Raw genomic sequence first — 12,555 nt, 5'->3', positions numbered from 1 at the left:
GACGCCCGCGGCGGCGTCGAGGCGGGAGGCGCCCGAACGCTCGGGCAGGTGACGCCCCCCGGGACACCCCGAGAATGTGACCGGAATCATGCCCGCCCGGGGAAGATCGGGTCACGGGCGGGCATGGTCATCGGCAGGCCGGTCAGGATGCCGGGAGAACGACGTCCTTGGCCGTCGCGGTGAGCGACAGCCCGGTGGCGTTCGTCGACGCCTTGACTATCTGCAGGTGGAATGGCAGCCCGGACACCGGGATCGGGATCGGGACCTTGAACTGGAAGGGGATGCTGAAGTTCAGACCGCCCGCGATCGACAGCCCGGACGGGACCAGGGTGAGCTGGTTGTCGTTGACCTCGAACGTGGTGATACCGGCGATCTGCGTGCTGCCCAGCCCGAACAGGGCGTCGGTGGTGCCGCTCAGCTCGACCTTCTTCCCGCCGTCCACCGGCTTGACCTGGAACTTGACCGCCTGCTTCGCGAGGAAGGCGTTCAGGTCGGCATAGGTGATGCCGACGGTGGCCCGCACGTCGTCGACGGGGACCTGCCCCACGTTGTCGGTGAGCGCGTCCCCGAGGGGGACGTGCACGCCCTTGAGGTGCGCCTTCACCGAGGAGATCTTCGGCCCGGGAGTGGGGATGCCGTCGATGCCGACGCCGATGTCGTCGAACTTGCCGAACAGCACCTGCGTGATGAAGGGGAACCCGCCGATGCTCACGCTGGTCACCTTCGGCACCGGGTCGCCGGGCTTGAGGTTCTCGGCGACGGACGCCTCGACCTGCTTGCGCATCTGCCCCTTGGCGATCACCACGCCGACCCGGTCGCCCACGACGAACAACACGACCAGCACGACCAGCACGATCGCCAGCAGGCGGCCGCGCCGGCGCCGCCGTGGCGGCTTCGCGGCGGCAGCGGCATCGGCCGGCGGCCCGCCGGGGCCGTACCCCTCCCGGCCGGCCCCGCCGGCGCCGTACCCGTCCAAGCCAGCGCCGGCGGGGCCGTCCTGGCCGATCGCCGCCCCGAATCCCGGGTCACGGGCAGGCTGCTGCCCGTAGCCGGACTGGTCGTAGGCAGTCGGAGCAGGGCCAGGCTGCGCGTACCCGGACTGCTGGTGCTCGGACCGCGGGTAGCCGGGCTGCGGACTCCCGGGCTGCGGACTCCCGGGCTGCGGGTAGCCGGGCTGCGGGTAGCCGGGCTGCGGATCCTCGGGTCGGGTCGAACCCGGCCAGGGGCTGGCCGGCGGCCGCGACACCGCCACGGTCAATGATCATGGTGCCGTCGGTGCCGTCGGTGCCGTCCTCGGGATCGGCCCAGCCGGGCGCGGCCTCGCCTCGACGGCGCACGGCCGCCGTGCTCGTCGTCGGTGCGACGGGCCGGTCGTGGGGTCCGGAGCCGGCGGCGTCCATCGGGCGCACCGGCCGGAACGACTCGGCCGGCGGGGGCGGGCCCGACGGACGGAACGACTCGGCGGGCGGGGGCGGCCCGGACGGCGCCCCCGGTCGGACAGCGCGCTGCCCCGCCGCCGGCGCCGCGCCCGCCGACCGCGTCCCCTCACCGTCGGAGGGCACCACGCGCGTGCTGTCCGCCGCCTGCCCGTCACCGTCGCGTCCGTCGTTCACCGGACCATCTCCTGCCAGTACCGCGCCGGAGCACGCCGTCGCTGTGTGGTCTTGCGCCTGGTGGCTGTCATGCACCAGGTTCTGCCGGATCGTCGCACGTTACGTGCGTCTGGCAGGCCCACGGGTCCGATCATCCCGGATCAGGCTTGTCGGATTACCGACCCTCACCCGAATCGAGCCGGAACAGGCACCTTCGGTGCTGGTCCGGCACGGTCCGGCACGCACAGCTCACACCTCCAGCGGAAGCTGCGCCACCGCGGTGTCCCGTCTGACCGGTGCCAGCCGGAACACGTCGCCGCGCGGCGCCGCGAACGCCTGCCAGAAGTGGTCCGCGACCTGCGCGGGACGAAGCGGGCCCGCCGGGCCCACCCGTCCGTCGAGGACGACCGTGCGCAGCCGGATCCCGCGGGCGGCCAGCGTCGGGCGCAGCGCCTCGGCGAGCGCGGCCAGCCCCGCCTTGCCGACGGCCAGGGCGAAACGGCCGGCCACCGGTTCGGTACGCGGGCCCGCCGTGGTGAGCAGGATCGTCGCGGCCGCCCGGTCGTCGAGCAGCCCGGCGGCCACCTGCACGGCGGCCAGCGCCCCGGTGACGTTCACCGCGAGGGTCTGGTTCATCGTCTCGGCCGCCACCGTGAGCGCGGCCCCGCGGATGCTGAGCTTGGCGTTGTAGACGAGCACGGTGAGCCCGCCGATCTCGGCGGACACCCGCTCGACCGCGCCGGCGAGCGCCGCGGAGTCGGTGACGTCCGCGACCGCGCCGGCCACCGTCAGCCCCTCCGCCGCCAGCGCGTCGCGCACCCGGGTGAGGGTGTCGGCGGAGCGGGAGACGACTCCGAGCGCGAAGCCCTCCCGCCCGTACCGGCGCACCAGCTCGACGCCGAAACTCGTGCCCGGCCCGATCACGACGAGGCCACGCGTCGGCGGCTCGGACGCGTCCGGCTCGCGCGGCGCCGTGCAGCTCATGCCCACATCCTGGCCGAGGCGACGGCAGGAGACGTCGGGGATGGCCAGATCGGCCGCGGCGGGACGGTCAGGTTCGCGCGCGCTCGTCCCGGGCGGCCTGCACCGCGTTGGCCGCCCGCAGGGGAGCGCAGCGCACGTAGGCCCACCCGAGGGCGGCACTGACGATGATCACCGGGATCAGCAGGAGCAGCAGAGCGATGACGACCGCGCCGAAGGTCTCCATGCCCTCTGCCTACCCACCATCGGGGGTAGCCCAGCCGGGTGTGACGCACGAGTCGAGCCGGCGGGGGTCGAGCCGGCGGGCGGCGCGGCCGCGTGGCTGTGGGTCAGGCGACGAGGATCCCCGGGTTGAGAATGCCGGCGGGGTCGAGGGTGCGCTTCACCGCGCGCAGCACGTCGACGCCGAGGCCGCCGATCTCGGCATCGAGCCAGGGGCGGTGTTCGGTGCCGACGGCGTGGTGATGGGTGATCGTGCCACCCGCGGCGACGATCGCATCGCCGGCCGCCGTCTTCGCCGCCCGCCAGCTCCCGATCGGGTCCACGCCCTGCGCGCACACCACGGTGAAGTAGAGCGAGGCTCCCGTCGCATACAGGTGGGAGATATGGCACATCACCACCGGCGACAGCTGCGCCGCGCCGAGCGAGCCGATCAGCGCCGCCCGCACACCCGCGTAGAGCGCCGGCAGGGTGGCCCAGAACCCCGCGGTTTCCAGCGTCTCGGCGAAGATCCCCTGGTCGAGCAGGGCGTCGCGCAGGTAGGGCGCCCGAAACCGGCCCCGTTCCCAGTCGGGACCGGCCGCGGCGTCCAGCCGCCGCGCGCCGCCGGCCAGCAGCACCCCCGCGACCTCGGCGGCGCGCCGCTCGACCGCCGGGGCGGCCCCCTCGTACCCGGTGACGAGGTGGCAGCCGCCCGTCAGACCATCCGCCAGATCGGTCCCGGTCCCGGACCCGGACCCGGTCGCTGCCGCCGGGCCACCCGGGCGCGGCGGACGGGCGAGGCCGCCCACCGTCTCGGTCTCGTCGGACAGGCGGCATACGGTGGGCCGCAGGTCACCCGCCGCGAGGGTGCGCAGCAGCCGCGTCCCGGTCGCGAAGTCCGGCACCGACCAGCCCTCGAAGATCCGCCGCGCCGGCAACGGCCGGACCCGCGCCACCACCTGGGTGATGACGCCGAAGGCGCCCTCGGAGCCGAGCAGCAGCTCGCGCAGGTCCGGCCCGGCCGCCGAGGCCGGCGCCCGGCCGAGCTCCCAGGATCCGACCGGGGTCGCCACCCGCAGCCCGACGACCAGCTCGTCGAAGCGGCCGTAGCCCGCCGACGCCTGGCCGCTGGACCGCGTGGCGGCGAACCCGCCGATGGTGGCGTACTCCCAGGACTGCGGGACGTGCCCGAGGCTCAGTCCGTGCTCGGCGAGCAGCGCCTCGGCCCGCGGGCCGCGCAGCCCGGCGCCGAGCTCGGCGGTGCCGGACTCCCGGTCCACCCGGCCCAACGCGTCCAGCCTGGCCAGGTCGAGGGCGACCACGGGCCGTTCGGCGGGCCTTGCGGGTTCGAGGCCGCCGACGACGGAGGTGCCCCCGCCGAAGGGCACGACGACGATGCGCTCCCGGCTGGCCAGGCGCAGCACCGCGAGCACCTCGTCGTGGTCCGCGGGCAGCACGACCGCGTCAGGCGCGGCCCCGGCGTCGCCGGCACGCAGGCGCAGCAGATCGGTCGTGGACCGCCCGCGGCAGTGCCGGATGCGCGCCTCGTCGTGCGTGTGGACGTGGCCCGAGCCGACGATCGTCGCCAGCGCCTCGCGGGCCACCACGGGCAGCCGGGCCGGCGGCAGGCGCACCTGGTCGAGCGGGACCGGCGCGGTGGGCCGCGCGGGGATGCCCAGCCGGGCCAGCAGCCCGCGAACCTCGTCGGGCAGTGGCTCGTGCGCGGACGCAGGCCCCCAGCCCCACCAGACGGGTTCGGTCGAGCCGGTCCTGCGCGCCTGGCCGGTGCTCGTCATCGCCCACCTCGGTTCGCCCGCTCGATCCGGCTCGCTGGACTTCGGCACGAGACAGTGTGACAGTCGAAGTAACATTGTCACAAGGCCTCGCCTCCACGATGGCACGCTCGCGGCGGGTGCGCTCTGCGCGGCGCCCGGTGCACGATCGCGGCGTCGACCTGGGTGCGGCAGTGGCCCAGCAAGGGCGTCGACCCAGGAGGGGCAGCCGACCCAGGAGTGGCAGTCGGCCCGAGGGGCCAGTCGACCCAGGAGGGTGGCCGCACGATGCTCGACACCGACCGGCGGCTCGACGCCGCCGCGGCCCCGGGGCGTCCCGTGCGCTGGTCGGGCGAGGACGCCGTCCTCGACGCGGCGAAGGCGTCGCTGCTGGCGGTCGGGGTTCGCCGCACGACGCTGACCGAGGTCGCCCGCCGCGCCGGGGTGAGCCGGATGACCCTCTACCGGCGCTGGCCGGACCTGCGCTCGCTGGTCGGCGACGTGATGACCCGGGAGTGGACCCGCGTGGTCACCGCGGCGGCGGCGCGCCCGACCGCCCCCGATCGGTCCGGTGGCGACCTGGACGACCTCGTCGACCACATCATCGCGACCGTGGAGGCGTTCCGGACGAACCCGGTCTACCTGCGGATCATCGAGACCGACCCGGAGTTGCTGCTGCCCTACCTGACCGAGCGGCGCGGCGCCACCCAGCAGATGATCATCGATCTGCTGGCCGGGCAGCTCGACGCCGCCGCGCGCAGCGGGACGGTGCGCCCGGTGGAGCCGGCGGCGCTGGCGGTCATGGTGCTGCTCGTCGTGCAGTCGTTCGTGCTGTCGGCCGACGCCCTCGCCGGGCCGGTGCCGGCCGCGACGCTGGCGGCCGAGCTGCGGCGCCTGCTGCGCGGCTACCTCGCTCCCGACGCCAAGCACGCGCCACCCGCGAGCGCCGAAGGCGCCGCCGGGCCGGGCCGGGAGGGGACGCCGTGACGGCCGCCGGCTGGCCGGCCCCGCCGGGCAACACCTCCCTGGACGCGCGGCGGCGCGACCGGGAGCTGGCCGCCACCGTCGAGGGTGATCCGGTCGACGTGCTGGTGGTCGGCGGCGGCGTCACCGGCACGGGGGTCGCCCTGGACGCCGCGTCGCGCGGCCTGTCGGTCGCCCTCGCCGAGGCGCACGACCTTGCCTTCGGCACCAGCCGGTGGAGCTCCAAGCTCGTCCACGGCGGGCTGCGTTACCTCGCCGGCGGCGACGTCGCGGTGGCGTGGGAGAGCGCGGTGGAGCGCGACATCCTGATGCGGCACACCGCGCCCCACCTCGTCCGCGCGCTACCGATCGTGACCCCGCTGACGCCCCAGGTGTCCCGCTCGGGGGCCGCGCTGGTGCACACCGGGCTGCGGATCGGCGACGTGCTGCGCCGCGCCGCCGGCACCCCGCACACCGTGCTGCCGGGGCCGCGTCGGCTGACGGCGGTGGAGACCCTCGGCCTCGCCCCCGCCCTGCGGGAGACCGGGCTGCGCGGCGGCCTGGTGTACTGGGACGGCCAGCTCGTCGACGACGCGCGGCTGGTCGTCGCCCTGGCCCGCACCGCCGCCGGCCACGGCGCCCGCATCCTCACCCGCCTTCGGGTCGAGCACATCGACGGACCCGCCGCGACGGGCGGCGGCGCCCCGGCGGCCGCCCGGCACCGCGGCTTCGAGGTGACGGCCCGGGACCAGCGCACCGGAGACGAGATCCGGCTGCGGGCCCGGACCGTCGTCAACGCCACCGGCGTCTGGGCCCCGGCCCTGACGCCCGGCATCGCGCTGCGGCCGAGCCGCGGCACCCATCTGGTCCTGCGCTCGGACGCCCTGGCCGGCGCCCGCGGGGCGCTGTCCGTGCCGATGCCGGGTGAGCGCAACCGGTTCGCGCTGGTACTCCCGCAGGGTGACGGCCGGGTCTACGTCGGGCTGACCGACGTCCCGGTCGATCGGATCACCGACGTTCCCGAGCCCGACGACAGCGAGATCACCGAGCTCGTCGACGTCGTGTCGAGCGTGCTCGCCGCACCCCTGGACCGCGCCGACCTGCTCGGCGCGTTCGCCGGGCTGCGCCCACTTCTCGACGACCGCCCCCGGCCCGACGACCGCCACCAGCCCGACGGCGCCTTCCGGGGGCGCACCGCGGACCTGTCCCGGCGCCATCTCGTCCGCACCGATCCGGGCGGCCTGGTCACCGTCGTCGGCGGGAAGCTCACGACCTACCGGCGGATGGCCGCCGACGCCGTGGACGCGGCGATCGCGGCCGGCGAGCTGGCCGCCGGTCCCTGCCGGACCCGTCGGCTCGGGCTCGTCGGCGCCGCGCCGCGATCGGTGCTCGCCGCGGTGGCGGCACCGCGCCGGCTGGTGGAGCGGTACGGCACGGAGGCGCCGCGCGTGCTCGCGGTCGCCGACGACGATCCCGGGCTGCTCGCGCCGATCGTCGACGGGGTGCCGGTCACGGGGGCGGAGCTGGTGTTCGCGGTACGCCATGAGGGAGCGCTCGATCCGGCGGACCTGCTGGACCGCCGTTCGCGGATCGGCCTCGTTCCCGCCGAGCGCCGCGCGGCGCTCGCCGCCGCCACCCGGCTGTTCGACCACGCGACGGCGCGCTGACCGTCTCCTCACCGGATCCACCGAGCCCCCCGGATCCCCCGGATCCGCCGGCACCGCCGTACCCGTCGAGCCCCTCCCCCGGCCCGGACCCGCCGGAAGACCCGGGTTGCTCGCAGACCGCCGTCGCCTGGTCGTCCGGGCCGGCGGGCGAGGGCCCGGCCGGACTGGCGGCGGGGCCGGCCGCGGCGGGCGCGGACCAGTGCACCTCGATGCAGGCGACGCCCTCGCCGATCGTCCCGCCGGCGCGAACCAGCCCCGAGCCGCCGGGTCCGAACTCGCCCGCCCGGCCGAACTCGGCCAGGGTCGGCCCGGCGAGAACGGGACGGCCCGGCGCCGCCGGCACCCCGGCCCGCCGCCCCTCGAACCGCCCGACCACCCGAACGTCGACCGTCGCCTGCTCCGCCGCCCCCGGAGCTGGCCGGACATCCGGAACTGTCCGGGCGGCCGCGGCCGGGGCGGGGGCCGGGGCCGGTGGGACGGTCGAGGACGGGGTGCGGCGAGCCGGGTACGTCAGGTAGAGGCTCGCCTGTGCGGCACCGAGGTAGCCGGTGAGCACCACGGGACCCTGCCGGACGGCCGCCAGCACCGCCGAGATCCGGGCGAAGAACTCCCGCTGCACCGGCTCGGGCAGGCCGGACAGGTCGCCGTCCATCTGGACGGTGACGGCGATGCCCCGAGCCTCGGCCTGCTCGATCGGACCGGCCAGGTCGCGCAGCGCGGCGAGGCCGGCGCCGACGAGATCTCGGCGCAGCGCCCGGGCGCGTGCCGTGCACAGGGCACGCACCTCCGGCCGGCCTGGATCGCTCCGCCCGGCGGCGATGTCGCGTAACAGCGGCAGGAATCGCGCGTCCAGCTCGTCGAGCCGCCGGCGCCGGTCCCGGCGGACGGTGCGGTCCAGCACTCGCCGGCTGGTCAGATCGGCCTCCAGGTCGTCGGCCCGCGCCCGCTCCTGCGCGCTGGCCCGCAGGACCGGCCCGAACATCGTGACCAACACCTGCATGATCCACTGCGCATACACCGCGGCGGCCAGCCTGGCGAGCACGAGCGGGTCATCCCGACAGCCGAGGCCGACGACGATCCCGACCATGGCCACCGTCGCGAACCCGGCGGCGGCGTAGCGCTCCCGCTGGGGCCGGGACAGCACCGCCAGCGCCACGAGCAGCGGGTTGATCATGGTGGTGCACCAGCTCACGACCAGTTCGCCGGGAGGTTCCGCCGTGTTGACCGCGCCGGCGACCGCCGAGGCCACGGCCGTCAGCAGCACGGCGGCCGACTCGCGGCGGCCCAGCGGCCGGCGGGCGACGATCCGGGCGGTCAGTCCGATGACCACGGCCGTCGCGAGCCAGATCGCCACGCCGGCCGGCATCGACCGGGTCTCGTCGCGGTGCACGACCACCGGGATGAGCGCGGCGAGCCAGCCCACGACCACCGCGAGGGCGAACGCCCGCCGCGCCGCCGCCGCGAACTGCTCCTCCAGCCGGTCGGCGCACGTCGTCTCGGCGGCGACCGGCTGCGGCAGCTCCCACCGCAGCGTGATCCGCGTCCCCTGCCCGGGATCGGACCAGAGGTCGGCGGAGCCGCCCACGGCCGCCATCCGGGCGAAGACCGAGTGCCGCAACCCGAGGCGGCGGCTGTCCGCGGCCAGCTCCGCCAGCCGGAACCCGCGTCCCCGGTCGACGATGGACACCTCCAGCCGGCCGGGGCCGACCTGGGCGAGCACCCGGGCGTCGTCGGTGCCGGCATGAGCCCGGACGTTGCGCAGCGCCTCGCCCATCGCGGCGGCCACGGCGGCACCGACCTCGTCGGGCACCCACTCGTCCGTCGGCTCCGGCCCGTCCTGCGGCGCGTCCGCATCCAGCACGACCCGCAGGCCGGCGCGGCGCGCGCTGCCGACGGCCTGGTCGATGCGGTCCGCGAGGGTCGGACCCACGCCCGACCGGCTGGCCAGGTGCTCCTCGACGGCGCGCACGCTGTCCGCGCACTGGCGGCGCAGGTCGCCGGCCGGCTGGTCCTCGCTCATGCCCAGGCCGGTGAGCGTGTTGAGGATCGTGTCGTGCAGGAGCCGCTCCTGCTCGCGGGAGTCCTGCTCGCGTCCCTCGGCGACGAGCTGCCGGCGCCGCCGGACGGTCACGTCGCGGTGTTGGAGGTCCGCGTCCACCGCGACCCGGCGCAGCCGCCCGGCGGCGTGATGCAGCAGGGCGCCGACGACGAGAAGGATCGCCGTCGCGGCGAACACCTGGGGTCGGTGGTCGGTGGCGCCGGCGAGCTGCCCGCCCGCCAGCACCGCCGTGGCCACGGCGAACCCCCGCGCCGGCAGGGCGAACGCCGCCACCACCACGGCGGTGAGCAGGCCGACGAAGGCGAAGGAGGCGGGGTCGCCCCGCGACGGGTCAGGCGTCAGCCAGTCCGTGGCCAGCGCGACGAGGGCCGCCACGGCCACGTCGGCGACCGCCATGGCCCGGCACGGCCGGCGGCGCAGGTGCACGACGAACAGCACGCCCCACGCCAGCACGACCACCGGGCCGGCCAGCGCCGCCGGGTGCGCGCGGTACCAGTCGGCCCAGGCGGCGACGAAGACCAGCAGGTAGCCCAGCTGGGCGAGCCGCAGCCGAGCGGTGCAGCGGATCATCACCGTGGACAGCGCCTGCACCGAGCGTCCGTTCATGTCGCACAAGTGTGGACGACAAGGCCATCGCCCCCGACCCAAGGGGCAGGTATCCCCCGTGTGGCGCCGGGGGCCGCGGGTCGGCCCGCAATCGGAATCCCACCATTCCCGGCTTCCGCCGAACCGGCTTCGGCCGAACCGGCTTTGGCCGAACCGGCTTCAGCGGCCCGGGCCATCCCGGCCCCGCCTTTCGCGGATGCCGGCCTTCCCGGAGCACTCGACACGAGAGGCACCGTTCACTCCACGGTGTCGACGGTGAGCCGGGCGAGGTGTTCCAGATGTTGGCGGCTGTCACCGAAAGCGGCGGCGAGACGTTTCGCGCGTTTGTAGAAGAAATGGGTGTCGTGCTCCCAGGTGTAGCCGATCCCGCCGTGGTACTGGACCATCGCGGCAGTGGCGTCGACGGCGGCCTGGTTCGCCTTGCTCTTGGCCACGGCGACGGCGAGGTCGGCGTCCGGGGCACCCTCGTCGAGGGCGTGCGCCGCGTACAGCACGGCATGCTCCGCCATGGTCACGGCGACGTGCAGGTCGGCGAGATGGTGGGCCAGCGCCTGGAACGATCCGACCGGCCGGCCGAACTGGACCCGCGCGGTGTCGTAGGCGACGGTGCGGGTCAACGCCGCCCGGGCGACGCCGGCGAGGTCCGCGGCGGCCAGCACCGCGCCGCGGCGCAGCAGGTCCGCCAGCCCCGCCGCGTCCGAGCCCGGCAGGCGGGCGGCCGGCGCCCCGGTCAACGTCACCGCGGCGAGCCGGGTGGTGGCGTCGATGCTCGCCTGCCGGTCGACCCGCACACCGGCGGCCCCCCGCTCCAGCAGGTACAGACCCACGCCTCCGTCGCCATGACCGGCACCCGTCGGCCCCTCCGGCTCGGCGGACACACCCAGCTCGGCGGACACACCCGGCTCGATGGCCGCGACCACGATGACGTCGGCGACGTGGGCGTACTCGACACCGGAGGCGGCACCGTCGAGGCGGCCCGCAGCGTCGGCGCGCACGGCGATCCCGCCGCGACCGAGGTGCCCGCCCGGGCCACGCAGCGCCACGGTGGCGACGAGTTCGCCCGCGCCGAGCGGCCCGAGCACGGCCGCGGCCTGCTCCGGCGAGCCGTCCCGCCGGATGGCCGCCCCGGCGAGCACGGTCGCCGCCCACGGTCCGGGGACCACCCCGGCGCCGAACTCCCGCACGATCACCTGGGCGTCGAGCAGGCCGAGGTCGAGGCCGCCGTGCACCGCCGGCACGCACACCGACAGCCAGCCCTGCTCCCCGATCGCGCGCCACAGGTCGGCGGGATGGCCGTCGCCCTGCTCGTCGTCGACGACCGCCCGAACCGCCCGAAGATCGAAGCGGTCGGCCAGGAAGGCGCGGACGGTCTCGGCGAGGGCACGCTGCTCGTCGGTGAGGGCGAAGTACACGGGCGCGGTTCTCCTGACGGCCGGGCGAGGCGGGCGAGGGCCGGGCGGGACGGACGAGGACGAGGGCAGGACGGGACGGGACGGGACGAGCAGGGCAAGGTGAGGGCAGGACGGGGCGGGCAGGACGGGGCGGGGCGGGGCGGGCAGCCTATGACCCGCGGGGCAGGCCCAGCACGCGTTCGGCGACGATCGTGCGCTGCACCTGCGACGAGCCACCCCAGATCGTGACCGAGCGGGTCCAGAAGCTCTCCTGGCGCAGCGCGGTCAGGTCGAGGTCCGCGGTCGGCCGCAGCAGGGCGACGTCGGCGCCGAGCAGCTCATCGAACGTCTCGAACAGTCCCTGGTAGGCCTGCGACCACTGCAGCTTCGTCACCGACGACGACGCCCCCAGGTCGCGGCCCCGCTCGACCTCGGTGAGCACGTGCATGGCCTGATAGCGCAGGCATTCCAGCTCGACCCGGCGGCGGGCGAGCTCCTGACGCAGCACCGGGTCACCGGCCCGGCCCAGCGCCCGCGCCACCCGCACGATCTCGTCGTAGGCCTGCTGGTAAGCGGTGTACTGGCTGATCCCGGCCGCGCCGCGCTCGAACGACAGCAGCAGCATCGCCGTCGCCCAGCCATTGCCGACCCCGCCCAGGCACTGCGACGCCGGCACCCGCACGTCGGTGAGGAAGACCTCGCCGAACTCGCTGACCCCGCTCATCTGACGGATCGGACGCACCTCGACCCCGGGGGCGTGCATGTCGATGAGCAGCAGCGACAGGCCGCGGTGACGGCTGCTGCCGGGCTCCGTGCGGACCATCGTGAACATCCGGTCGCCGCGGCTGGCGAACGTCGTCCACACCTTCTGGCCGTTGACGACGAACTCGTCGCCGTCGAGCACCCCGTGGGTGCGCAGGGCGGCGAGGTCGGACCCCGCGCCCGGCTCCGAAAAGCCCTGGCACCAGATGACCTCGTTGCGCAGCATCGGCCCGATGATGTCGGCCCGCTGCTCCGAGGTGCCCACCGCCATGACGGTCGGCGCGAGGAAGACCAGGCCGAGGCTGTTCACCGAGCGGGGGGCGCGGGCGCGCACCAGCTCCGCGTCGTGGATCGCCCGCATCGCCGGGGTGCCGCCGCGCCCGCCGTACTCGAGCGGCCAGTCGATCCCGGCGAACCCGGCCAGCGCCTTGCGCCGCTCCCAGTCCCGGCGCAGGTCGAACGCCTCGTCCTCGCCGAGGGTGGCCCAGAAGCCGGGTGCGGTCCAGGCGGCGGGGATGTTCGCGGTCAGCCAGGCGCGCAGCTCGACGCGGAACTTCTCCG

The 12,555-nt window shown here is 75.8% G+C and carries 8 protein-coding genes; 2 read left to right on the top strand and 6 right to left on the bottom strand.

All coding sequences use genetic code 11. The features are described 5' to 3' along the window. Window positions 1-142: 142 nt before the first annotated feature. From FRAAL_RS31400 to FRAAL_RS06830, 4 genes are all read right to left on the bottom strand, one after another. Complete coding sequence (locus FRAAL_RS31400) at window positions 143-1,252, bottom strand: LmeA family phospholipid-binding protein (protein WP_231861545.1); 1,110 nt, start codon at window positions 1,250-1,252, stop codon at window positions 143-145. Window positions 1,253-1,841: 589 nt separating this feature from the next. Then, on the bottom strand, window positions 1,842-2,576 hold the full coding sequence (locus FRAAL_RS06835) for an SDR family NAD(P)-dependent oxidoreductase (RefSeq protein WP_041938946.1): 735 nt from the start codon (window positions 2,574-2,576) through the stop codon (window positions 1,842-1,844). A gap of 67 nt (window positions 2,577-2,643) precedes the next feature. Continuing rightward, complete coding sequence (locus FRAAL_RS33695) at window positions 2,644-2,799, bottom strand: hypothetical protein (RefSeq protein WP_011602763.1); 156 nt, start codon at window positions 2,797-2,799, stop codon at window positions 2,644-2,646. A 103-nt stretch (window positions 2,800-2,902) separates the two neighbouring features. Beyond that, window positions 2,903-4,570 (bottom strand): FAD-binding oxidoreductase, encoded by a 1,668-nt coding sequence (locus tag FRAAL_RS06830; RefSeq protein ID WP_011602762.1) that lies wholly within the window; start codon window positions 4,568-4,570, stop codon window positions 2,903-2,905. Window positions 4,571-4,834: 264 nt separating this feature from the next. Between FRAAL_RS06830 and FRAAL_RS06825 the strand changes: the two genes are divergently transcribed. Together FRAAL_RS06825 and FRAAL_RS31395 are read left to right on the top strand one after the other, a co-directional pair. Beyond that, window positions 4,835-5,533 carry a TetR/AcrR family transcriptional regulator gene (locus FRAAL_RS06825; protein ID WP_011602761.1) on the top strand — a complete coding sequence of 233 codons (699 nt, stop codon included), beginning with the start codon at window positions 4,835-4,837 and terminating at the stop codon, window positions 5,531-5,533. Continuing rightward, on the top strand, window positions 5,530-7,176 hold the full coding sequence (locus tag FRAAL_RS31395) for a glycerol-3-phosphate dehydrogenase/oxidase (protein WP_011602760.1): 1,647 nt from the start codon (window positions 5,530-5,532) through the stop codon (window positions 7,174-7,176). The genes FRAAL_RS06825 and FRAAL_RS31395 overlap by 4 nt, the downstream gene beginning before the upstream one ends. 2,901 nt (window positions 7,177-10,077) lie before the next feature. On the opposite strand, the gene FRAAL_RS06815 is transcribed toward FRAAL_RS31395, so the two are convergent. Continuing rightward, entirely contained in the window at window positions 10,078-11,253 is a 1,176-nt protein-coding gene (locus FRAAL_RS06815; protein ID WP_011602758.1) for an acyl-CoA dehydrogenase family protein, read from the bottom strand. 148 nt (window positions 11,254-11,401) lie between these two features. Further along, window positions 11,402-12,523, bottom strand: coding sequence for an acyl-CoA dehydrogenase family protein (locus FRAAL_RS06810; RefSeq protein ID WP_231861680.1), 1,122 nt, complete (start codon window positions 12,521-12,523; stop codon window positions 11,402-11,404). Between the last annotated feature and the right edge of the window lie 32 nt (window positions 12,524-12,555).

Source organism: Frankia alni ACN14a, from assembly GCF_000058485.1.
Classification (GTDB): Bacteria; Actinomycetota; Actinomycetes; order Frankiales; family Frankiaceae; genus Frankia; species Frankia alni.
Note: the sequence above shows the minus strand (reverse complement) of the source record. Positions and strands in the feature narration are given on the sequence as shown.